General features: G+C 72.8%; 15 protein-coding genes and 1 pseudogene. 9 read left to right on the forward strand and 7 right to left on the reverse strand.

Annotated features, from left to right (window positions below; translation table 11 throughout):
• Positions 1–1,128 precede the first annotated feature (1,128 nt).
• Entirely contained in the window at positions 1,129–1,995 is an 867-nt protein-coding gene (locus ACIOHG_RS20735) for an HAD family hydrolase (protein ID WP_400952605.1), read from the reverse strand.
• Positions 1,996–3,022: 1,027 nt separating this feature from the next.
• Here ACIOHG_RS20735 and ACIOHG_RS20740 point away from each other — a divergent pair.
• The 3 genes and pseudogenes from ACIOHG_RS20740 to ACIOHG_RS20750 all read left to right on the forward strand — a co-directional run.
• A pseudogene (locus ACIOHG_RS20740) lies at positions 3,023–3,460 on the forward strand (universal stress protein); the annotation flags it as partial.
• Between the two features lie 650 nt (positions 3,461–4,110).
• On the forward strand, positions 4,111–4,287 hold the full coding sequence (locus tag ACIOHG_RS20745) for a hypothetical protein (RefSeq protein ID WP_400952608.1): 177 nt from the start codon (positions 4,111–4,113) through the stop codon (positions 4,285–4,287).
• A 238-nt stretch (positions 4,288–4,525) separates the two neighbouring features.
• Positions 4,526–5,332 (forward strand): hypothetical protein, encoded by an 807-nt coding sequence (locus ACIOHG_RS20750; protein WP_400952611.1) that lies wholly within the window; start codon positions 4,526–4,528, stop codon positions 5,330–5,332.
• A 59-nt stretch (positions 5,333–5,391) separates the two neighbouring features.
• Here the strand turns inward: ACIOHG_RS20750 and ACIOHG_RS20755 are convergent, their stop codons facing one another.
• The 4 genes from ACIOHG_RS20755 to ACIOHG_RS20770 all read right to left on the reverse strand — a co-directional run bounded on the left by ACIOHG_RS20755 (position 5,392) and on the right by ACIOHG_RS20770 (position 11,648).
• Positions 5,392–6,582, reverse strand: a complete 1,191-nt coding sequence (locus ACIOHG_RS20755) for an acyl-CoA dehydrogenase family protein (RefSeq protein ID WP_400952614.1) — start codon at positions 6,580–6,582, stop codon at positions 5,392–5,394.
• A 58-nt stretch (positions 6,583–6,640) separates the two neighbouring features.
• Complete coding sequence (locus ACIOHG_RS20760; protein WP_400952617.1) at positions 6,641–7,636, reverse strand: hydroxymethylglutaryl-CoA lyase; 996 nt, start codon at positions 7,634–7,636, stop codon at positions 6,641–6,643.
• Positions 7,633–9,849 (reverse strand): biotin carboxylase N-terminal domain-containing protein, encoded by a 2,217-nt coding sequence (locus ACIOHG_RS20765; RefSeq protein ID WP_400952619.1) that lies wholly within the window; start codon positions 9,847–9,849, stop codon positions 7,633–7,635. The genes ACIOHG_RS20760 and ACIOHG_RS20765 overlap by 4 nt, the downstream gene beginning before the upstream one ends.
• A gap of 92 nt (positions 9,850–9,941) precedes the next feature.
• A complete protein-coding gene (locus ACIOHG_RS20770) occupies positions 9,942–11,648 on the reverse strand; it encodes a carboxyl transferase domain-containing protein (protein ID WP_400952622.1) in 1,707 nt (568 codons plus the stop codon).
• Between the two features lie 132 nt (positions 11,649–11,780).
• Between ACIOHG_RS20770 and ACIOHG_RS20775 the strand changes: the two genes are divergently transcribed.
• Both ACIOHG_RS20775 and ACIOHG_RS20780 read left to right on the forward strand, forming a co-directional pair.
• Complete coding sequence (locus ACIOHG_RS20775; RefSeq protein WP_400952625.1) at positions 11,781–12,482, forward strand: TetR/AcrR family transcriptional regulator; 702 nt, start codon at positions 11,781–11,783, stop codon at positions 12,480–12,482.
• Positions 12,483–12,669: 187 nt separating this feature from the next.
• Positions 12,670–16,527, forward strand: coding sequence for an ABC transporter ATP-binding protein (locus tag ACIOHG_RS20780; RefSeq protein ID WP_400952627.1), 3,858 nt, complete (start codon positions 12,670–12,672; stop codon positions 16,525–16,527).
• Positions 16,528–17,215: 688 nt separating this feature from the next.
• Here the strand turns inward: ACIOHG_RS20780 and ACIOHG_RS20785 are convergent.
• Entirely contained in the window at positions 17,216–18,133 is a 918-nt protein-coding gene (locus tag ACIOHG_RS20785) for an ATP-grasp domain-containing protein (protein ID WP_400952629.1), read from the reverse strand.
• A gap of 116 nt (positions 18,134–18,249) precedes the next feature.
• Here ACIOHG_RS20785 and ACIOHG_RS20790 point away from each other — a divergent pair, with 116 nt between their 5' ends.
• The gene (locus ACIOHG_RS20790; protein WP_400952632.1) at positions 18,250–18,789 is read left to right on the forward strand and encodes an NUDIX hydrolase; all 540 of its coding nucleotides are present in this window, start codon (positions 18,250–18,252) and stop codon (positions 18,787–18,789) included.
• Positions 18,790–18,816: 27 nt separating this feature from the next.
• On the opposite strand, the gene ACIOHG_RS20795 is transcribed toward ACIOHG_RS20790, so the two are convergent.
• A complete protein-coding gene (locus ACIOHG_RS20795) occupies positions 18,817–19,101 on the reverse strand; it encodes a hypothetical protein (protein WP_400952633.1) in 285 nt (94 codons plus the stop codon).
• 1,059 nt (positions 19,102–20,160) lie between these two features.
• Between ACIOHG_RS20795 and trpS the strand changes: the two genes are divergently transcribed.
• The 3 genes from trpS (at position 20,161) to ACIOHG_RS20810 (ending at position 23,164) form a co-directional block, all read left to right on the forward strand.
• Positions 20,161–21,228: a tryptophan--tRNA ligase gene (trpS, locus tag ACIOHG_RS20800; protein WP_400952636.1), complete on the forward strand. Its 1,068-nt coding sequence runs from the start codon at positions 20,161–20,163 to the stop codon at positions 21,226–21,228.
• 279 nt (positions 21,229–21,507) lie between these two features.
• Entirely contained in the window at positions 21,508–22,437 is a 930-nt protein-coding gene (locus ACIOHG_RS20805) for an LD-carboxypeptidase (RefSeq protein WP_400952638.1), read from the forward strand.
• 10 nt (positions 22,438–22,447) lie between these two features.
• Positions 22,448–23,164, forward strand: a complete 717-nt coding sequence (locus ACIOHG_RS20810; RefSeq protein ID WP_400952640.1) for a nucleoside/nucleotide kinase family protein — start codon at positions 22,448–22,450, stop codon at positions 23,162–23,164.
• Positions 23,165–23,561 lie beyond the last annotated feature (397 nt).

A 23,561-nucleotide genomic window follows, 5' to 3' on the forward strand; every position in this document is an offset into this window, starting at 1 on the left:
GTGGACCGTTGCCGTTGTGACAAGTTCACCATCCGGCGCTATGTCGACATGGCAATTTGGCGTGAAGCATTCGATCACGAAGCGTGGCACCCGTCGACCCCGCTGTGAAGGGGGCGCGGACAACGGTGGCCGGTTGTCGCACGACCTGTCGGTGATTCCCCACCCGGCGGTGCGCCTCCCGCCCGCTGTGGGCTGCGCGTTTGCCGGAACGCCGGGGTCCGGGCGCAAGTTGACCGAAAACATACGGTCCGAATCGGGGGCGTGAACCCCGCCCCCACGCGCCACAGCGCACACCTGAGCCATGATCCCCGCGCCTCGTCAGCCCCCCGGCCCAACCCGAACCGGCCACTCCGAACCGCCTCCGACCTCACACTCCGTCACTCTTCGCTGGTCACCCCCCTTCTGCCCCACCAGCCACACGCACCCCACCCGACCCGTCGGCCCGCCCTCACCCCCACGCCCCCACCCGGCCGACAAGCGCCCCGCACATTCGTCCGAATCCGATCGATGCCCGGTGGCGCTCCCTTGCCTCCCGACAGCCACCTGTGCGGGCCCGTGCGCAGGAGCCGGGTCGACCTCGCGTCCCGGCGACGTCCCCGACCGGCGGCCCCGACCGACGTCCCCGTTCCGCCCGACTGGCGACGCCGATGGTGACGTGACGTCGATCGAGCCCGCTTGGTGTACCTGGCCGTTGAGCGTGCACCCGCCTCGTGCGGTGGGCGGGGCGTCGACTGATCGCGTGGCCGCCGTCGCCCGCAACCTCGCGCTGATCCGGCGCGTTGCCCCTATGGCCTGTTGCCCCCGCGGCCCATTGCCGCTCTACCGTCGAGAGGTGAAGGGGCGCCTGTTGCCACTCGGTGGGTCGCCCGCGTGCCCCAGTGCAGTGAGCGCTGAGATCCTGCGCGAACACCGCTCCGCCGGAAGGGAGTTCATCGCACCTCTGGGGTGTCGCGAGAGGGGTGATGGCGAGAACCCGGCCGTGATCGGTGAAGGGCAGAAGGGTAACTGCCCCGGCCGGCGGGCTCGCGGGGTCGAGGGGAGCGGCGCTTCGCTCCTTGTCGACCCAGCCGCAGGGTCCGACATGGGCGGGGGTGGTGGTGCGCGTGGTGCCCGCTGAGGGGGCAGGGGTCAGCCGGCGGCCGTTGCGGGACCTGCCCAGCGGGCCGGGGCGGGGGCGGGCAGGCCGGCCACGTTCGGCAGGGCGCCCGGGGTGCCCGATGCCGCCTTGGCGCCGGCCGGGGCCAACCGGGAGGCCGGGACGGCCAGTCGGCCGAGGGTCGGTCGGAGTCGGCCGGTGGCGGTGGACGCGAAGCCCCGCCCGGGGAGGGGCAGTTCGGACGCCGCGAGGATCAACCGCACCGCGTCCGGCAGGGACGGGACGCTGATCGTCGGACGGTAGGTGCGCTCGGCCCAAGGGCGGCCATGGTGCAGCCAGGCGCTGCGCAGTCCGGTGGCTTCGGCCCCGGCGATGTCGGCCGGACCGTAGTCGCCGACCATCCAGGTCTGGGCGGCCCAGTCCCCGGCCGGGCGGAACCCGCACCGCCGGGCCGCGATCTCGAAGATCAACGGGTCCGGCTTCAGGCAGCGGGCCTCCTCGGAGATCACCCAGCCGTCCACCAGCGGGGCTAGCCCGGTGAACCGGATCTTCTCCGACTGGGCGAGCGTCCCGCCGTTGCTGACGATCCCGATCGTCCAGCCCGCGCTGCGTGCCTGCCGGAGTGCCGTGACGTGCGAATCCGGGCACCGGATATGGGAGTTGATGAACAGCCGGTAGTGCTCCAGCATCGACTCGACCGAGCGGTCGAACCCGTAGCGACGCTTGGCCGCACCCAGTACGGTGCTGCGCGGTACGTACCCGCTGCCGTCGAGCAGCACCAGCCAGTCCAGGTCCTCGGCCGGCAGGTCGTTCTCGGCGAGGAAGACCTCCGCCCACGCTCGGAAGGTGGCGTCCCTGGGCAGCAAGGTGTTGTCGAGGTCGAACAGGAGCAGCGGCATGCCGAGCATGCTGCCAGCGGCGCCTCTTATGCACCTGGCAATTGCCAAAGGCTTGCAACCGTTTCCGCGAATTGGCCGAATACGGCTGCTACACCCCCAAGCCGGACCATGATCCCGAACGCCTGCGGTGTCCGCCGCACCCGCCTCCGCTCTCCTGTTTCCCGGGTTTCACCCTGCGCCCCCTCCCTCGGGCCGGCCTCGGGCCCGCCACCGGGCGGACGTCGCGCGCGCCGCCGGTCAGCCCGGGCCCGACACCCGACCGCGGCCTCCGTGCCCGGCCGGGCAACTCCCGCGCACCGCCCGGGGACAGGCGCGATGACAGTCGGGTCACGGTGTGTCGGCACCCTGTTGCGCGCGGCGCTCTCCGTCGGTCAAGCTCTTCTGACTTTCGCAGCGCGAGGGGCGCACGCACCGGTGCGTGTTTCCCTCACCCGCGGGAACCCCCTCGTACGAGGGCTGCGCCACTGGGCGGAGCCCCTCCCGAGCCGTACTCTGAAAGGCACAGGTCGCCATCGGTGGTCGTCGTTCCCGAACGGTTCGCCGCCCTGGTCGCCCCTGTCACCGGGGCCGGGCGGTCCCCCGCCGCGTTCCCCTGCGCAGGCCCGTACGAGTCGAAGAGTTTTGAGCCATGGCTGGTCACGAACCTCCCGGTTCCGCCGGCGGCAGCTCCCGCGCCAGGAGGACTGTTGCCGGGTTCCTCGGCGCCCCGCCGTTCGTCGGTCCGGCGCGGCACCAGGACGGGGCGCACCAGCGCTACGGACCGCGCGACCGGGACGATCGGCACCCCGTCGGTGGCACCGGGCCCGACGGCGACCCCGGTCGGCCGGACGCGTCCCCTTCCGGTCCGCCCGATCCCGAGCCGTCCCGCCTCGACCCGAGGCACGGCGCTCCAGACACCTCCGGAACGGCGGTGGACCCGACCGCCGTTCCCCGCCCCGGAACTGCGGAGGACGCGATGACCGACCGTTCCCGTCCGACCGTCGGCCGCCGCGACGGCGAGCACGGACCGCAGTTGCAGGAACACGGCTCGCGCGCCTGCGACCCGCAGTTCCAGCACGGCGTGGTGGTCGGTTTCGACGGCTCGCTCTCCAGCGAGCGGGCCCTCGCCTACGCGGTCGGGATGGCCCGCCGCTCCCGCTGCGGGCTGGTGATCGTCCACGTCGCCAACCGGCTTCCCGCCACGGTCTGGGCCGGCTGCGAGCCGCCCGTCTTCGTGGACCTCCCCGACCAGCGCACCGAGATCCTCGGCCTCGAACTCGCCTGCGCCGACTTCCTCTCCGGCGTTCCCTGGATCCTGGTGGAGCGCGGCGGCGACATCTGCCACGAGATCGAGGAGGTCGGCCGCGAGTACGCGGCGGACGCCATCGTGGTCGGCAGCACCCACGGGCTGCTCGGCAAGATCTTCGGCTCCGTCTCCGGCCGCCTGGCCCGCCGCGCGAACCGCCCGGTCATCGTCATTCCCTGAGGGTCCGTCAGTTCCACTCGTCGCCGCCCGACGTGGAGCCGGCGGCGCGGCCGGTGGGGGCGGTGACACGGCCACCCGCACCTACCACCTCGACAACCACGCCGATTACCCGCTCGGCGACGTGCTACTGACGGACCCCCAGCTCCCCGGTGGACAGTTCCGGTGCGGGCCTGGTCGGACCGTACCGCCCGGTGGCCGGCCCGGGACTCGGGGGCGGCCCGGGCGCCGGATCGGGCCCCGGTCCGGGCGAAGGTGGGGCGGGCACCGCTCCCGGCGGACAGGCCCCGCCCGGGCTGCTGCCGGTCTCCGTTCCGGCGGGAGCCGGGCCGGTGGCCGTCGCCGCCGGACAACCGGCTGCGGGGGCGCAGCCGCTCGTACCGTTCCTGTCCGGTCGGTCACCGGCCCGGCTCCCGGACGGCAGGGCCTTCGCCCGACCCGCTTCCCCCTTTGCCGCCCCGGGGACGGGCGGTCCGTCAACGGCCTTGGGCGGAAGCCTTTCCGGGGTTGGCGGGGTGAACCCCGGGGACTCGGCGTCCGGGTAGGCCGGAGCGACCTCGGGGCCCGGCGCGAGTACGGGCTCCGAGGTGGGCAGCGGCGCGCGAAACGGCGCGGGCGCGGCAGCCGGTGCGCGGCAGCAGGCGTCGCCCGCGGTGCGGTCCGAGGGGCCGCTGGCCCAGACCGAGTTCGGCGGCGAGGGCTGGTCTCCCGATGCGGGGGACGACTCCTGGGACGGCGCCGAGGTGATGATGCTCCTGCTGGCGATCCTCCTTCCGGTGCTGTGCGTGCTGGCGGCTGCGTTCACCGCGCGGAGCCGGGGACGCCGATGACGATCCACGACGGTGCGGGACGGCACAGCCGGGGATACGGGGTTCTGGGACGGTGCGATGCCGCGTGCTGGGACAGGGCCCGGACGCACGGCGGCACACCGTCACCGGGCGGGCCGCTCGGCTCAGCGTCCCTGGTGTGCGGGGGAGTTGGCGTCGGCGCAACTGTTGTCGAGTCAAGGAGCGGAGCGGGGCAGCCGTCGGCGACCTGCGGCCGGAGGATGGCCGGAGGCGGGCGGCGATGCTGACCGTCGCGGTCGCCGCGCTGTCGGGCGCGGCGCTGGCGCTGGTGCTCGGACTGGTGCTGGGACGGACCAGGCGGGCGCGGGAAGGGTCCACGACTCCGCAGGCGCTGTCCTTCGCGGGGGCAGCCATCCTGGGTTTCTTCGCGCTGTTCCTGGGCTTCAGCATCGCGGGCACCTGGCAGCAGTGGAACTCGGCGCGCCAGCACACCTACGAGGAATCGCGGGCTCTCGCGGAGGCGTACTGGACCGCGGGCGGGCTACCGGCCGCGGACCGCCCCGTGGTGCGGGAACGGCTGCGCACCTACACCGGCCTGGTGATCGGTGACGAGTGGACGACGATGCGGCACGGCACCGGCAGCCGACCGGCCTGGCAGGCCGTCGACCAGGTGCGGGCTGCTGTCGACCGGTCCGTGGCACGCAGTCAGGTCGAGGCGAGCGCTCGGACCGACGTGCTGCGGAGCCTGTCCGAGGTCAACGCCAAGCGGAACACGCGGTTGAGTGATCTCCGGGCGTCCGTCCCGGTGTTGGCGATCGGCGGGCTGCAGGTCGGGGTGGTGTTCGTACTGGCCACGCCGTCCGTCATCGGGCCCAACTCCAACCTGCGGAATCTGGTGTTGATGTGCTTCGTGGGCGCCTCCGTGGCGTTCGGGGTGAGCATGGTCGCGGTGATGGGCGGACCGTTCTCCGGCGCGGTGCGAATCCAGCCGACCGCGTTCCAGCTCGCCTTGGAGCGGTACGACCAGATCGACACCGAGTCCGACGCGTCGGCCGTTCCGCCCTACCGGCCGTGGCCGGCGGACTGATCGACCGAGCGTCGAGCGTCGGACGTCGGGCAACGCTTCCCGGGAAAGACCCCAGGAGATCAGGAGGTCATGCCGAGCTCTCGCGCGATGAGCATCCGCTGGACCTCCGAGGTGCCCTCGCCGATCTCCAGGATCTTGCAGTCGCGCCAGAACCGGGCGACGGGGTACTCGTTCATGAAGCCGTAGCCGCCGTGGATCTGGGTCGCCTCGCGGGCGCAGTCGACCGCCGCCTCGGAGGCGTACAGCTTGGCAATGGCTGCCTCCTTCTTGAAGGGCTCGGAGTGCAGCAGCCGGGAGGCGGCGTCCCGCCAGGCCAGGCGGGAGGTGTGTGCGCGCAGCTCCATGTCGGCGAGCTTGAACTGGATGACCTGGTTGGCGCCGATCGGCCGACCGAAGGCGTGCCGGGTGGCGGCGTACGAGAGCGACTGGTCGACGCACCCCTGGGACAGGCCGGTGGCCAGGGCCGCGATGGCGATGCGGCCCTCGTCCAGGATGCGCAGGAACTGGGCGTAGCCGCGGCCTCGGGGTCCGAGCAGGTTGGCCGCGGGAACTCGGCAGTCGGTGAAGGACAGTTCGCGGGTGTCGGAGGCGTTCCACCCGACCTTCGAGTACTTCTTCGACACCTGGAACCCGGGGGTCCCAGTGGGAACGATGATGGAGGAGATTTCCCTGGTGGGCGAGTGATTTGACGAATCGTCACTCGAACGTGTGAGCGGCTCGGTCAGTGCGGTGACGGTGACCAGGCCGGTGATGTCGGTGCCGGAGTTGGTGATGAAGCACTTGCTCCCGTTGATCACCCACTCGTCGGTGGCCTCGTCGTAGCGCGCCGTGGTGCGCGTCCCGCCGGCGTCCGTGCCGCCCTCGGGCTCGGTCAGGCCGAAGGCGCCGAGCATCTCGCCCGAGGTCAGCCGCGGCAGCCACTCCCGCTTCTGCTCCTCGGTGCCGAACCGGTAGATCGGCATCGACCCGAGCGAGACCGCGGCCTCCAGGGTGATCGCCACCGAGGAGTCGACCCGGGCCAGCTCCTCCAGGGCGAGGCAGAGCGCGAAGTAGTCGCCGCCCATCCCGCCGTACTCCTCGGGGAACGGCAGGCCGAACAGGCCCATCCGCCCCATCTCCCGGACGATGTCGTACGGGAACTCGTTCCGCTCGTAGTAGTCGCCGATCTTCGGCGCCACCACGTCGTTGGCGAACTCCTCGACGGTGCGGCGGAGTTCCTCGTACTCACTGCTCAGTCGGTGGTCGAGCACGGGTGATCCTCCCGGGATCGCGGCCTCGTGGGCCTGGTGGGGACGGGGGAGTCGGGGTTCAGGACGACGCGCCGAGCAGGGCCCGGACGGTCCTCGACGGGCTGGGGCGACCGAGGTGACGGGCCATCCAGCCGCTGGTGCGGGCGAGCGCGGCGAGGTCGACGCCGGTCTCGATGCCCAGGCCGTGCAGCATCCAGACCAGGTCCTCGGTGGCCAGGTTGCCGGTCGCGCTCTTCGCGTACGGGCAGCCGCCGAGACCGCCGGCCGAGGCGTCCACCACCGTCACGCCGGAGCGCAGCGCGGCGAGCGTGTTGGCCAATGCCTGGCCGTAGGTGTCGTGGAAGTGCACGGCCAGCCGTTCGATCGGCACGCCCGATCGGGTGAACTCTTCGAGCAGCGCATTGACATGGCCGGGCGTGGCGACGCCGATGGTGTCGCCGAGGCTCAGCTCGGCGCAGCCCATCTCCAGCAGCGCCAGGCCGTGGCGGACCACCTGTTCGACCGGGACCCGGCCCTCCCAGGGATCGCCGAAGCACATCGACAGGTAGCCGCGGACCGGCACGCCGGCGGCGGTGGCCCGCTCCACGACGGGGCGGAACATCGCCATCGCCTCGTCCGCCGAGCGGTTGAGGTTGCGCCGGGCAAAGGTCTCGGTGGCGCTGGCGAAGACGGCGACCTCGGTCGCGTGGTGCGCGAGCGCCCGGTCCAGGCCCCGCTCGTTGGGCACCAGGACGGGCAGCCGCAGGCCGGGGTACCGCTCGGCCAGTCCGGCCAGCCGGGGCATCAGCTCCTCGGCGTCCGCCAGCTGCGGCACCCACTTGGGGTGGACGAAGCTGGTCGCCTCGACGGTGCGCAGCCCGGCGGCGGCGAGCCGGGCGACGAACTCCGCCTTGACCTCGACGGGGACCAGCGCGCTCTCGTTCTGCAGTCCGTCCCGGGCGCCGACCTCGTGGATGCGGACCCGCGCGGGCAGGCCGGGGTCGCGCACCGGCTGCGGGAGGCCGAGGTCCAGCACCGTCGGTTCGGGGGCGGCCTGCTCGGTCTCGGCGGTCATCGGGCCATCTCCCGGGCGTCCTCGGCGGGCTGTTCGGCGGACTCGGCGACCGGTTCCCCGTCGTCCGGGGTGACGGCCACCAGCGCCTCGTCCATGGCGACGGTCGTGCCGGCGGAGACCCGGAGGTCGTCCACGGTGCCGTCGTGCGGGGCGGAGATGACGTGCTCCATCTTCATCGCCTCCAGCACCAGCAGCGCCTGGCCGCGGCGGACCCGCTCACCGGGTTCCACCTTGACGACCGTGACGGTGCCGGGCATCGGCGCGGTGAGGGTGCCGTGATGGGCACCACTGGCCGCGGTGCGCTCGGCGATTACGTCGAACGGGTGAACGGCCCAGGCGTCTCCGTCGATGCCGAGCCAGTGGGTGACACCGTCCTGGGTGCGCTCCGCGGCGACCGTGAAAGTGGCCTGGAGGCCGTCAACCGCAAGGCGGAGCAGGTCTCCCTCCCGGGTCGCGCGGGCCCGCCGGGCCGGCCCGTCGTCCAGCCGGACCTCCCATTCCGGGGTGGTCCCGGCGGAAAAACCGATAGCGCTCTCGAATTCACCATTGGTAATCATTCGGCAGCTCACGGTGACCGGTTCGCGGCCGGCCAGCCGGAGCCGGTGCGTGGTCCAGGCGGCCTCGCCACCGAGTCGCCAGCCGGAAGGGAGGGAGAACGGATCGGTCCACCGGTCGGAGGGAGCGGAGGGGAGGTCGGAGTCGGTTCGGCCGAGGTCGAGCTGTCGCAACAGAGCGGAGGCGAAGTGCAGCAGGTCGATCGATTCGGTGCGGGTGTACGGGGAGCTCAGCAAGGAGGGGTCCTGCTGGGCGCTGCGTTCCACCAGTCCGGTGTCGATCCGCCCTGACACCACTTCGGGTTGGGCCAGCAGTCGGCGCAGGTAGCCGGTGTTGGTGGTGACGCCCAGGATGCGGGTCTCGGCGAGCGCGGCCCGCAGTCGACGGAGCGCGGTCGGGCGGTCGGGCCCGTACGCGATCACCTTGGCGAGCATCGGGTCGTACAGGCTGCCGACCCGGTCACCGGGTGCGATTCCGGAGTCCACCCGGACGCCCTCCCCGGAGGGCTCGTCCAGCAGCAGCACCTCACCGCCGGTGGGCAGGAAGTCCCGTTCCGGGTCCTCGGCGCAGATGCGGGCCTCGATCGCGTGGCCCCGGAAGGAGATGTCCGACTGTGTGAACGTCAGTGCTTCGCCCGCGGCGACGCGCAGCTGCCACTCGACCAGGTCGAGCCGCCGCGGGCCTTCGGGGCCGTCCACGGAGACGGCCAGTTCGGTCACGGGGTGTTCCACCTGGAGGCGGGTGTTCATCTCCATGAAGAAGAAGTCGAGGACGTCGTCCCCGTCCGGTCCCGCGGGCTTCCCGCCGGGGACGATGAACTCGACCGTGCCGGCGCCGGTGTAGCCGCAGGCCTCGGCGGCGCGCACCGCGGCCGCGCCCATCGCGGCGCGGGTGCTCGGGTTCAACAGGACGGAAGGGGCCTCTTCGATGAGCTTCTGATGGCGGCGCTGCAGACTGCACTCGCGCTCGCCGAGGTGGACGGTCCGGCCGTGGGTGTCGGCCAGAACCTGCACCTCGATGTGGCGCGGCTGGTCGACCCAGCGCTCCAGCAACAGGGTGTCGTCGCCGAACGCGGTGCGGGCCACCCGCCGGGCGGCGGCGAGCTCGGCGGGCAGCTCGGCCGGGTCGCGGACCAGCCGCATGCCCTTGCCGCCGCCGCCGGCCGAGGGCTTGAGCAGCACCGGGTAGCCGATCCGGGCCGCCGCCTCGATCAGCTGCTCGTCGCTGGGCGAGCCGTCCTCGCTGCCGGGGACGACCGGTACCCCGGCGGCGCGGACGGCCTCCTTGGCGTTGATCTTGTCGCCCATCAGGTCCACCGCGGCCGGCGGCGGGCCGATGAAGACCAGCCCGGCCTGCGTGCAGGCCTCGGCGAACGCGGAGTTCTCGGCGAGGAACCCGTAGCCGGGGTGGACGGCCTGCGCGCCGGTCCGGCGGGCCGCGTCCAGGATCAGGTCGGCGCGCAGGTACGTCTCGGCCGCGGAGCTGTCGCTCCGGTCGGTGGGCCCGAGCCGTACCGCCAGGTCGGCCGCCCGGACGTGCGGGGCGTCGGCGTCCGCGTCACTGTGCACGGCGACCGACCGCATGCCCAGCCGCCGGAGGGTGCGGATGACCCGCAGTGCGATCTCGCCACGATTGGCGACGAGCACGGTGTCGAACATGGAGGTGTGCCTCCGTCACGAGGGGAACGGTGAGCGAATTGACGAAGCTGAGGGAGCTGACGAAGCGTCGGTGGCGGTGGCCCGCCGGGGTGTCACATGCGGAAGACCCCGAACGGGCGCGGGTCCGGCAGCGGGGCGTTGGCACAGGCCGTCAGCGCCAGGCCGAGCGCGGTGCGGGTCTGCAAGGGGTCGATCACGCCGTCGTCCCACAGCCTGGCGGTCGCGTAGTAGGCGTTGCCCTGCCGCTCGTACTGCTCGCGGACCGGGCGCTTGAACGCGTCCTCCGCCTCGGCGGGCCACTCCTCGCCCCGGGCCTCCACCTGGTCGCGGCGGACGGTCGCCAGCACCGAGGCGGCCTGCTCGCCGCCCATCACGGAGATCTTCGCGTTCGGCCACATCCACAGGAAGCGGGGCGAGTAGGCCCGGCCGCACATCGAGTAGTTGCCCGCGCCGTACGAGCCGCCGATCACCACCGTCAGCTTCGGCACCCGGGTGCAGGCCACGGCGGTGACCATCTTGGCGCCGTGCTTGGCGATGCCGCCCGCCTCGTACTGGCGGCCCACCATGAAGCCGGTGATGTTCTGCAGGAAGAGGAGGGGGATGCCCCGTTGGTCGCACAACTCGATGAAGTGCGCGCCCTTGAGCGCGGACTCGGCGAACAGGACGCCGTTGTTGGCGACGATCCCGACCGGGTGCCCGTGGATGTGGGCGAAACCCGTCACCAGGGTGGTGCCGTACTCGGCCTTGAACTCGGCGAACCGGCTGCCGTCCACCAGCCGGGCGATCACCTCGCGCACGTCGTAGGGGGTGCGCGGGTCGACCGGCACCACGCCGTACAGCCCGGCCGGGTCGACGGCGGGCGGCTCGACCGGGGCGAGCGGCCACGGCTTCGGCGCGCGCGGGCCCAGCCCGGCCACGATGGTGCGCACGATGGACAGCGCGTGGGCGTCGTCCTCCGCCAGGTGGTCGGTCACGCCCGAGGTCCGGGAGTGGAGCTCGCCGCCGCCGAGCTCCTCGGCGGTCACCACCTCGCCGGTGGCGGCCTTCACCAGCGGCGGGCCGCCCAGGAAGATGGTGCCCTGGTTCCGGACGATCACCGCCTCGTCGCTCATTGCCGGAACGTACGCGCCGCCGGCCGTGCAGGAGCCGAGCACCGCCGCGATCTGCGGGATTCCGGCGGCGGAGAGGCGCGCCTGGTTGTAGAAGATCCGGCCGAAGTGGTCGCGGTCGGGGAACACCTCGTCCTGCATCGGCAGGAAGGCGCCGCCGGAGTCCACCAGGTAGAGGCAGGGCAGCCGGTTCTCCAGCGCCACCTCCTGTGCGCGGAGGTGCTTCTTCACCGTCATCGGGTAGTAGGTGCCGCCCTTGACCGTGGCATCGTTCGCCACCACCAGGACCTCGCGGCCGGCGACCCGGCCGATCCCGGCGATCACGCCGGCGGCCGGGGCGGCGCCGTCGTACAGCCCGTCGGCGGCGAGCGGCGCCAGTTCCAGGAAGGGGGACCCGGGGTCGAGCAGGGTGTCCACCCGCTCCCGGGGCAGCAGTTTGCCGCGCGCGGTGTGCTTGGCGCGGGCCTTCTCGCCACCGCCCAGGGCCGCAGCCGCGAGCTTGGCGCGCAGCTCGGCGACCAGCTCCCGGTGCGCCCGGGCGTTGGCGAGCCCGGCCGGCGAGGCCGGGTCGACCGCGCTCTCCAATCGGGGTGCGGGAGCGGCGGTGGCGGCGGACGGCGGGGCGGTCGGTGCCGCGTTCCGCGAGGAGGCAGGAGACCACGACGAGGCCTGTGCCGGAGAGAGGACCATCCCAAGAGCTCCCTTGCCCCTCGGATACCGGATCCGGGCAGGCCGAAGGATGAGCCGGCCAACCCGTGTTAATGAGCGTTAACTCCGTGGCCAGGTTAACCAGCGATAACCCGACTGTCTACGATGGGCAGCATGCCCAACCGTCCCGCCGCCCCCGCGCTCCCACGCCGTGACCAGATCCGGAAGGAGGCGGCCCGGCTGTTCGCGGCCCGCGGCTTCCTCGGTGTCGGCGTCGACGAGATCGGCAAGGCGGTGGGCATCAGCGGCCCCGGTCTCTACCGGCACTTCGCGGGCAAGGACGCGATGCTCGCCGACCTCCTGGTCGGCATCAGCGAGCGGCTGATGGAGGAGGGCCGCCGCCGGGTCGGCGAGGCCACCGGCCCGCAGGACGCGCTGAACTCCCTGGTCGACGGCCACATCGACTTCGCGCTCGACGACCGGGACTTGATCACCCTGCACGACCGCGAACTGCTCCACCTCAAGGAGGAGGACCGCCGCCGGGTGCGCCGGCTGCAGCGCGGCTACGTCGAACTCTGGGTCGGCGTGGTGCGCGAGGCCTTCCCCCCGCTGGCCGCCGCGTCGGCGGAACCGGTCGCCCGGTCCGCCGTCCACGCGGTCTTCGGCCTGCTCAACTCCACCCCGCACAGCGCCGCCCCCCGCCCCCCGCACGGCTCGCCCGCCGGGTCGGCCGGGCCAGCCGGGTCGACTGCGGACCAGGGGGAGCGGGGCGACCGGGCCGAGCGCGCGGGACTGGCCCGGGACAGCATGGCGGCATTGCTCCGCGCCCTGGCGCAGGGGGCGTTCGCCGCCGCAGCGGCGGAGGTCGAAGGGTGAGGCCGGCCATACCCCTCGCCTAGGTCGATCGGCTGATCCAGATGTAGCCGACCGTCGGAGGCGCAGCACCCCGCAACGCGGGCAACCTTGTAGTCGGGAAGGAAGCTCGGCCCCGGGTCGTTCAGCCTCCCAGCGCCCTTCGAAACCGATGGACGCTCAACCGGCCGAATGGTTAGCATCACTAAATATGCCCGAGACTCATGGTTTCCCAGAGCAAAGCTGGCTGCGCCGGCTCGGTGGCTACTGCTGGCGCTACCGTCGCAACCTGCTGCTGTCCTTCGGATCGTCGCTCGTCGGCATGGCGATCACCGCGATCGTCCCGCTGATCACCAAGCTGATCATCGACGACGTGATCACCACGCACCGCCGCCCGCTCACCCCGTGGGCGGTGCTGCTGCTGGTCGCGGCCGCGGCGGTGTTCCTGTGCACCCAGATCCGCCGCTACTACGGCGGGCAGCTCGCGGTGGACGTCCAGCACGACCTGCGTGCCGACCTGTTCCGCTCGCTGACCCGGCTCGACGGGCACCGGCAGGACCGGCTGGACACCGGACAGGTGGTCGGCCGGGCCACCTCCGACCTCCAACTGGTCAACGGCCTGCTGTCGATGATGCCGATGATGACGGGCTACGCCCTGATGTTCGGCATGTCGCTGGTGGTCATGCTCTGGCTCTCCCCGCCGCTCACGCTCATCTCCCTGGTGATGGCGCCGGCGCTCTGGTGGCTGGCCGGGCTCAGCCGCAAGCGGCTCTTCCCGGCGACCTGGGCCGCCCAGCAGCAGGCCGCCGAGGTCGCGGGCGTGGTCGACGCCGCGATCGGCGGGGTCCGGGTGGTCAAGGGCTTCGGCCAGGAGGCCCAGGAGCGCGGCAAGCTGGAGCGCGCCTCGCGCGAGCTGTTCGCCGCCCGACTCCGGTCGATCCGGCTGAACGCCTGGTACACCCCGGCGATGCAGGCCGTACCGGCCCTCGGCCAGGTCGCGGTGCTCGCCGTCGGCGGCTGGCTGGCCGTCCGCGGCGACGTCACGCTCGGCACCTTCGTCGCCTTCTCCGCGTACGTGGCCCAGATGGCCAGTCCGGTGCGGATGCTCGCCATGGTGATCACGGTCGGACAGCAGGCCCGTGCCGGGGTGGAGCGTGTCATGCAGCTGATCGACCAGCGCCCACTGGTTGTTGAGGCCCCCGACGCCCGCCCGCTCGACCAGGACGGCGCCCCGGCCGGAACCCCCGCGCTGGAGCTGGACGGGGTCGACTTCCACTACCACGCCGAGGAGCACCCCGAGCCGGGCAGTGCCCCCGACGGCGTCCCGGTCCTCGAAGGCCTCAGCCTGCGGCTCGCGCCGGGGGAGACGCTGGCCCTGGTCGGTGCCTCCGGCTCCGGCAAGTCGACGGTCGCCCAACTGGTGCCCCGCTTCTACGACCCCACCTCCGGAGCCGTCCGCCTCTTCGGGCAGGACATCCGCGAGGCCACCCTCGACTCGGTGCGCGCCGCCATCGGCATCGTGCCCGAGGAGAGCTTCCTGTTCTCCGAGAGCGTCCGCACCAACATCGCCTACGGGCACCCGGAGGCCACCGAGGAGCAGATCCACGCCGCCGCGCGGATCGCCCAGGCCGACGGCTTCATCCAGGAACTCCCCGAGGGCTACGACACCAAGGTCGGCGAGCAGGGCCTCACCCTCTCCGGCGGCCAACGGCAGCGCATCGCGCTCGCCCGGGCGGTCCTCACCGATCCGCGCATCCTGCTGCTCGACGACGCCACCTCCGCGGTCGATCCGCGGATCGAGGCGGAGATCCACGACGCGCTGCACAGCGTGATGGCCGGCCGCACCACCCTGCTGATCGCGCACCGCCGCTCCACCCTGCAACTCGCCGACCGGATCGCCGTGCTGGAGTCCGGCCGCCTGGTCGACCTGGGCACCCACGAGGAGCTCACCGCCCGATGTCCGCGCTACCGGTCGCTGATCACCGACCCGGAGGCGCTGGGCGGCACGGCCCCGAACGACCAGGCCGCACCCGGGTCGGCCACCGCCGCGCAGGCCCTCGCCGGCCCGGACCGGGCCACCGCGCACCAGGCCGCCGAGAAGTCGGCCGCCGCGCCCACGTCTGCCGCCGCGCCCACGTCTGCCGCCACCGCCGCCACCGCGCCGAGCGTCCCGGCCCCCACCGGCCAGGCCCCGGCCACCGCGCCCTCGACCGACCGGAAGCCGGCGGCCGACGCCGACCTGCTCGCCAAGGTCGCCGCCCTGCCCCCGGCGACGGACACCCCCGACATTCCGGTCGAACAGGCCGAGGCCGTCGACCCCAGGTTCAGCCTGGCCCGGCTGCTCGCCCCGTTCCGCCGCCCGCTGGCCCTCGCCCTCCTGCTGGTCGCCCTGGACACCGCCGCCGGACTGACCCTGCCGGTGCTGATCCGGCACGGCATCGACGACGGCGTCAGCAAGGCCGCCCTCGGCGGTGTCGCGGTCGCCTCCCTGCTGGCCCTCACCGTGGTGCTGCTCGACTGGCTGGTGCAGGCCACCGAGAGCCGGATCTCCGGGCGCACCGGCGAACGCCTGCTCTACACCCTGCGGTTGAAGATCTTCGCGCACCTGAACCGGCTCGGCCTCGACTACTACGAGCGCGAGCTGACCGGCCGGATCATGACCCGGATGACCACCGACGTCGACTCGATCTCCTCGTTCCTGCAGACCGGCGTGGTCACCGCCGTGGTCAGCCTGTTCACCTTCTTCGGCATCTTCGTCGCGCTGATCGTGATCGATGCCGGCCTGGCCCTGATGGTCTTCGCGGTGCTGCCGCTGCTGGTCGTCGCCACCCTGGTGTTCCGGAAGAAGTCCGCCGAGCAGTACCAGGTCTCCCGCGACCTGATCAGCACGGTCAACGCGGACCTGCAGGAGAACGTCGCCGGCATGCGGATCGTCCAGGCCTTCCGCCGGCAGGACGCCAACACCGAACGCTTCGTCGAGCGCGGCCTCGCCTACCGGGACGCCCGGGTGAAGGCCCAGCTGTACATCTCGCTGTACTTCCCGTTCGTCCAGTTCCTCTCCAGCGTCGCCTCCGCCCTGGTGCTGATCGCCGGCGCCTCCCGGGTCGACGACGGCACCCTCACCATCGGCGCTCTGGTCGCCTACCTGCTCTACATCGACCTCTTCTTCGCCCCGGTCAACCAGCTCTCGCAGATCTTCGACGGCTACCAGCAGGCCGCCGTCGGCCTCGGCCGGATCCGCGACCTGCTGCGCACCCCCACCAGCACGCCCCGGGCCGAACACCCCGTCCCGGTCGGCACGCTGCGCGGCGAGATCGACTTCGAGAACGTCAGCTTCGCCTACAACGGGGGCGGCGAGGGCAACCCCGAGGTGCTCTCCGGCATCGACCTGCACATCCCGGCCGGGCAGACGGTCGCCCTGGTCGGCGAGACCGGTGCGGGCAAGTCCACCCTGGTCAAGCTGGTCGCCCGGTTCTACGACGCCACCGGCGGCACCGTCCGGGTCGACGGCACCGACCTCACCGACTACGACCTCGACGAGTACCGGCACCACCTCGGCGTCGTCCCGCAGGAGGCCTACCTCTTCGCCGGGACGGTCCGCGACGCCATCGCCTACGGCCGCCCGACGGCGAGCGACGCCGAGGTCCGGGCCGCCGCCGAAGCCGTCGGCGCCCACGAGATGATCACCGGACTGACCGACGGGTACCAGCACCGGGTCGCACCTCGCGGCCGCAACCTCTCCGCCGGTCAGCGCCAGCTCATCGCCCTCGCCCGGGCCGAGCTCGTCGACCCCGACATCCTGCTCCTGGACGAGGCCACCGCCGCGCTCGACCTCGCCACCGAAGCAGCCGTCAACCGCGCCGCGGACCGGCTCAGCGGAGGCCGCACCACCCTGGTCATCGCCCACCGCCTCACCACCGCCGAACGCGCCGACCGGGTCGTCGTCCTCGCCCACGGCCGAATAGTCGAGGACGGCACCCACGCCGAACTGCTCGACCGCGACGGGGCCTACGCCAAGCTGTGGAACGCCTTCATCGCGGAGGGCCATCCGGCCCCGGTCCTCGGCTGAGCCCCGGGCCGGGGCGGGGCCGCCACCGGAGGCAGCACCGGTTCGATCAGTCCGACGGCGGAGCCCGCCAAGGACCGTTCGGTCACGGAGCTGTCTCCGGCGGGCCACAACCGGGCCGCTCGCCGATTGCGACTCGGCCACCGCCGCCACCTGGGCTGATACACAGAACGGGCGACCGATCGGGGGGACGGAAGCACCACCCCGTCACCCGGTCGCTCCGCCACGCCCCTGCGCGCACGCGCGTCCGCGCCGTCCATGGTTGCCCTCTACAACACTGCGGGCCAACTGCCCACCCTGGTAGGCCGCCTCACCGACGGCTTCGGTCTGATACCCAATCAGGCCGCCGCGCCGTGCAGACCTCCGCGGTCGCCGCCCTCGGCGTCGCGTGCGGACCACTGGTCGGTGCCGCCCTCGCGGGCACCGCCGGATACCCGGGGATGGGTGGGGTGGCTCGCCGCCGTCCTGGCGGCCACGGCCCTGCCACTAACCCTGGCGGTCCGCCCCGCCCGGTCGCTCCGCCATGCCCCCGAACCCCGCAGAACCGGCCTGCCGACCCGCCGCCGGGCCGCCCCCCACGTCCCGCGACGGCAGCCCGCTTCCCCGCCCCCGCCTCCGTCTTCATCCCCGGGCAGCGCCGCTCATCGTCGCCCGGCCGCTCACGCCCCCGGGGCCGGACCGCCGGAACCGCTCAACCGGACCACGCGTTCAGCAGCGCCCGGAACAGCGGCCCGGGGTCCACCCCGGACGGCAGTTCGCTGACCTGACCGTCCCCGACCTCCACCACCCGCCACGCACCGTCCGGGCCTTCCGGGCCGTTCGGGCCGTCCGCACCGGTGCGCCTGGCCAGGTCGGTCGTGACGAAGCGGCACCCCAACCGCCGGACCAGCGGGCCCACGGCGGAGAGATCCGGCGCCACCCGGCTCGCCGGGCAGTCGGGGTGCGGGCCGACCAGCACGGGCTCGCCGTCCAGCCACCAGACCCGGGCCTCCTCGGTGTGGCCGTCCGCGGTTCGGACGAACGACTCGAACCTGCGCAGCACCAACCCGCCCGCCAGGAAGGACCCCTGCAGCTCGGCGAAGCGTCCGACCACCCGCTCCACGGCGTCGAGGTCGGCCAGGTCCGGCAGGTAACACGCCTCCGCCCACTCGTGCTTCCGGGACTTGACGTAGTCCTTCACCACGGCGGGTCCGCGGCCACCGAGCTCCGCGGCCGCCGCGGCCAGCCCGGCCCGGTCCCAATCGGTGCCGGGCAGCCAGGTGCTGGCCGGGGTCAGCGGTTCGAAGGTCCGGTACCAGCCAGGCAGTTCGTGGGCGGCGGCGTAACGCTCGGGCCCCGTCAGCAGCGGACGGCCGCGGGAGGCCAGGGCCGCGGCGAGCGCGGCGTACTCGGCGGTGGGGATCATCCACCCCCGATACCAGAGCGGGCCGTCCCCCGCCGGAACGCGCCGGACGGCGGCCTCCGCGTCCCCGGCCAGCAGCGCGTCGTGGTCGAGCAGGACGCGGCTGCCGCCCGCCGCCCCGATCGCCTCCGCCTCGTGGGCGAAGTGCGGGTCGACCCGTCGTGCCAGCAGGGGGTCGGACGGAAGGAGGACGGCGGGCTCGGTCATGCGGCTCAGATTAGGTCCACCGATCGGTGGACAACCCGGAATTCCCTTGGCCTCTCGCGTTATTCCGCCCGAAAACCCGATCGACACCCCTTCGCCGGCTCTGCCAGGGTGATCACGTGCGATGGATCACACGACGTCAGAAACCCGGAGGCGAACGGCGCCCCCGCCGCGCGGCGCGGACGGTAGTGCTCTCGCCCGAGGGCGAGGTGTTCCTGCTCCGGTCCGACAACTCCGAGATCGGCGTCCACTGGACGCCCCCCGGCGGCGGCCTGGAGCCGGGCGAGTCCCCGATCGAGGGCGCGCTCAGGGAACTGCACGAGGAAACCGGCTGGACCGACCTCCGCCCGGGCCCCCTCCTCTGCACCTGGGAGCACGACTTCACCTGGCACGGCACCCCGGTCCGGCAGCACGAGCACATCTACCTGACCCACGGACCACGACGCGAACCGGGAGACGTGGCAGCGGTCCACCGGGCCGACGGCATCCTCGGCTGGCGCTGGTGGACGCCCGCCGAACTCGCCGCACCGGACGCCGACCCGCTCTGGCCACCGAACCTGCCGGCCCTGCTCGCCGACCTGCGCATCGCAGGCTCCGGCTCCATAGATCCGGTCCACCTCGGCTACATCCCCAACACCTCGGGAGGAGAAGTCATCTGACGAAGCGACAGGCAAACGGACGAACCGTCAGCGGACCTGACGCCGACCCCTCCGGCGCCCCCGAGCCGCAGGTACCTCGGCCTGCCAGTCGCGCAGCCCGAGCTCCCGGTCGTGCACCGCCTCCGGATTGATCACCACCGACAGCAGCGCCGAACGCAGTTCCTCCGCGTTCAACCCGGTCGACCGCTGCAACTGCTCGGTGGGGACCGACACCGCGATGGCCGAGCGCCACTCGGGCAGCACCACCTGACACGTCCCCGAACCGAAGCGCAGCAACTGCGCCGAGACCCTGCGGTCCGGAGCCCGTCCCATCGGAGCGGCTCCCTCCACCGGTCCGGGCGACCCCCCGATCAGTACCCCCATCGGCACCCCCGGCAGGTCGACCGACCCACCGGCGGACTCGGCTCCCGAACCGGTCGGAGCCGGAACCCCGTCGGCACCCGGCCGCCCCTGGGCCGGCGGTACCGCCCGCACCTGACTCAGCCGCCGCGAAGGCGCCGGCCGCCGTGGCGGCCGCACCCGGTCGGTGGCCAGCACGCCCGTACCCCATGCCCCCGAGGACCAACCCGTCACCCCAGGAGTCGTCGAGCTCGATCGCTGAACCACCACCCCGGAAGTCCCGGCACCTTCCGCGCTCTCCGTACCCTCCGCCGCGCCACTCGGCTCGGCCCGCTCACCCGGCTGCCCACCGGTCCGTTCCCCCGACACCGGGTATCCGTCCACGCCCACCCGGAACGTCTCGGCCGTGACCGCCGCCCCGCTTCCCGCTGCCCTGCTCTCCGTCAGTTCGGTACCCGAGGCCCCAGCGCTCGCTGCCCCGGTGCGCATCGCCCTGGCGTCCACCGAACCGGCTTCCGCGGCAGGACGGTTGGCACCCGCGTGCGGTCGGTCCGCCGCGTTCTGGTCGAGCGAGGTCATGGCTGCGCGCCTCCGGATTCTCGGGTCGCCCGATCCTGCACCACCGGTGCGTGCCCGGCCAAGGGACGTCCGCATACGCCTCACCGGTTCCCGAAGGCAGCGCGGGCCCGCCCACAACCTCTCCGCACCGGACGGGCACCGTGCCCGACTGCCCTGTGGGTACGAGTCTCCGCAGGTCGCGCGGTCCAGCCGGCCCCGAGCCGGGCCGGCCCCCACCCACCCGGCGCGGCAGGAGCGGCAGGAGCGGAAAACCCGACCGATCACCGAAGCCGTCGGGCTACCCTGGGGGCATGTTCCACACCTCGTGCCTGTGCTGGTGGCCGTCCTAGGACGGCCACTTCCCACGCATGACTCCAGGGCCGTTCGCAAGGGCGGCCCCGGCGCGATCACCTCGGACGGACCTGGGCCCACCCCGGCGGGCGGCGACCGACACCACCGAGGAGACCTCCCGCCATGAGCACCACCAGCACCAGCACCACTGCAGCCGCCACAGTCGCCGAGCACGCCGCCGACACCGCGCGTCCGCTGCTCGCCGAGTCCGCCGCAGGACACCACCGCATCCTGACCGGCGACCGCCCCACCGGCCCGCTGCACCTCGGCCACTACTTCGGGACGCTGCAGAACCGGGTCCAACTCCAGTCACAGGGACTCGAGTTGATGATCGTGATCCCCGACTACCAGGTGATCACCGACCGGGACCGTGCCGACCGGCTCGCCGAGCACGTGGAGAACCTGGTCCTCGACTACCTGGCTGCCGGAGTCGACCCCGCCCGGGCCACGATCTTCACCCACAGCTCGGTCCCGGCCCTCAACCAGCTGATGCTGCCCTTCCTCAGCCTGGTGAGCATCGCCGAACTGTCCCGCAACCCCACCGTCAAGGACGAGATCGCCCACTCCAGGCAGGCCGCCGTGAGCGGGCTGATGTTCACCTACCCGGTCCACCAGGCCGCCGACATCCTGTTCTGCAAGGCCGACCTCGTCCCGGTCGGCCAGGACCAACTGCCGCACCTCGAACTCACCAGGACCGTCGCCCGGCGCTTCAACGACCGCTACGCCGCGATCTTCCCCGAACCGCAGGCCCTGCTCTCCGACGCGCCCCTGCTGCTCGGCACCGACGCCGGAAAGATGAGCAAGAGCCGCAACAACGCGATCACGCTCGGCGCCGACGAGGACGAGACGGCCCGCCTGCTGCGCGGAGCCGTCACCGACCCCGACCGCCGGATCACCTACGACCCCGACCACCGCCCCGGCGTCTCCAACCTCCTGCTCCTCAGCGCGCTCTGCCAGGGCCGCGACCCGCACCAGGTCGCCGAGGAGATCGGCGACGGCGGCGCCGCCGTCCTCAAGCGAACCACCACCGAGGCCGTCAACGAGTACTTCCGCCCCCTGCGGGCCCGCCGCGCCGAACTCGCCACCGACCGCGCCCTGCTCCGCGAGACCCTGCGCGCTGGCAGCGCCCGGGCCAACGCCATCGCCGACCGCACCCTCGACGAAGTCCGCGCCGCAATGGGCACCTTCTGAGCACGGGCACTTTCTGAGCACGGGCACTTTCTGAACGACACCCGCCGTCCGTGGCGGCCGGGCCCCGCATCCGGAGCGAGCAGGGCCCGGCAAACGGGATGGGCCGTCCCCCGGCGGGGGATACCGTCAGCAGGCGGACCATCGGAGCACCGCGCCACCGAGTGGGCAGAGCAACTCGACCGCCGTGCGCACCCGCGCCCGCCGCCGCCGACCGTCCGCCCCGCCCGCCGCCTCGGCCCCGCACCCCCGACACCCCTGCTCCAGGAACGAGGAGTCCCGATGCCCCTGCGCCCGCTCCGCCCCGGCGACCGGATCGCCCTCGCCGCCCCCAGTGGTGCCGTCGACCCCGCCAGGCTCGCCCAGGGCATCGACGTCCTCCGGAGCTGGGGCCTGGAACCGGTCGTCCTGCCGCACGTCCACGACACCCATCCGGCCCTCCCGTACCTGGCCGGCCAGGACCACCACCGCGCCGCCGACTTCCAGTCCGCCTGGCTCGACCCGGACACGGCCGCGGTGTTCTGCGTCCGCGGCGGCTTCGGTGCCCAGCGGATGGTCGACCTGCTCGACTGGGACGCGATGCGCGCCGCGCCGCCCAAGATCCTGATCGGGTTCAGCGACGTCACCGTCCTGCACGAGGCCGTCGCCCGGCACCTCGGCCTCCCGACCCTCTACGGCCCGATGCCGGGCGCGGCCACCTTCAGCCGCGACGCCCGCACCGCCGAGCACCTGCGCCGCACCCTGTTCGAGCCCGCCACCACCACCGTCCTCACCGGCCCGGACGCTTCCGCACTCGTTCCCGGCCGGGCCCACGGCGTCCTGATGGGCGGCTGCGCCTCCCTGCTCGCCGCCGACCGCGGCACCCCCGCCGCCCGCCCGTCCTTCGCCGGCGGCCTGCTCGTCCTGGAGGACGTCAACGAGCAGCCCTACCAACTCGACCGCATGCTCACCCAACTCCGTCGCAGCGGAGCCCTGGCGGGAGTGGCGGGCGTGGTGCTCGGCTCCTGGGACGGCTGCGGGCCGGTCGAGAGCGTGCGGGCCGTCCTGCTCGACCACCTCGGAGAGCTGGGCGTCCCCGTCCTGTGGGAACTCGGCTTCGGCCACTGCCCGTCCTCGATCACCGTCCCGCTCGGCGTCCCCGCCACGCTGGACGCCGACGCGGGCACCGTCACCCTCGACGCACCTGTTCTCAGCGGTCCTACCTGCGCGTAGGGTGCCAGCCATGCACGTCGAAGGCACCCCCAGCACCACCCCGCCCGCCGAACAGCCCGACGCCGCAACCCCCGCGGTGGCCCGCGCACTCGCGCTGCTCCACCGCCCCGGCCGCGCCGTCGGACGAACCGTCCTGGGGCTCGCCGGGCCGCCCGCCGCCGGCAAGTCCACCCTCGCCCGGCACCTGATCGACGCGATCAACCGCCGCGAGGGCCCCGACACCGCGGCCTACCTCCCGCTCGACGGCTTCCACCTCTCCAACGCCCAGCTCGACCGCCTCGACCTGCGCTCCCGCAAGGGCGCCCCCGAGACCTTCGACGCCCTCGGCTACCTCGCCCTCCTCCAGCGCGTCGCCGCCGACCGGTTCCACGACGTCTACGTCCCGGATTTCGACCGCGCCCTCGACGAACCGATCGCCGCCCGCCACCTCGTCCGCCCCCACACCCGGCTGATCGTCACCGAGGGCAACTACCTCGCCTCGCCCACCACCCCCTGGACGGACGTCCGCGCCCTGCTGCACGAACTCTGGTACGTCGACGCCGACGACAGCACCCGCGACGCCCGCCTGCTCGCCCGTCACACCGCCGGCGGTCAGGACGAGGCCGCCGCCCGTCACCGGGTCGACACCAACGACCGCCCCAACGCCGCCCAGGTGGAGAGCACCCGCACGGCCTGCGACTGGGTGGTTCGCCCGGACGCGTTTGCATCGGCCCGCCGATCGGCGTAGTGTTGACTGGTCGCTCGGCAGGGAGCACCGGACACGCATCTCGTGTGGACGGTCCCGGGGCGGCCAATCCCTGAGAACCACCAGTTGATCCGTAGCGGGTCGCGTCCTTTCGCGTCTCCGTTCGTATTCGCTGTGCGCTTTTTCGGAGATTGCGGCGGATTCGCTTTTCGGAGCGGGGATCGGCTAGAGTTTGAAACGTCGGCAGGGGCCGCAGGGCCGCGAAAGACGAAAGCGAATCGGGAAAGAGCACAAGCTCGGATCTGATAAGCTGGAAACACGAAAGAACGAAGCGCCCGGAGGGTCCGCAGGAATGCGGTCCGAAGGAAGCGTCCGTTCCTTGAGAACTCAACAGCGTGCCAAAAGTCAACGCCAGATATGTTGACATCCCCGGCCTCGA

It is taken from the genome of Kitasatospora sp. NPDC088134, from assembly GCF_044741705.1.
Classification (GTDB): Bacteria; Actinomycetota; Actinomycetes; order Streptomycetales; family Streptomycetaceae; genus Kitasatospora.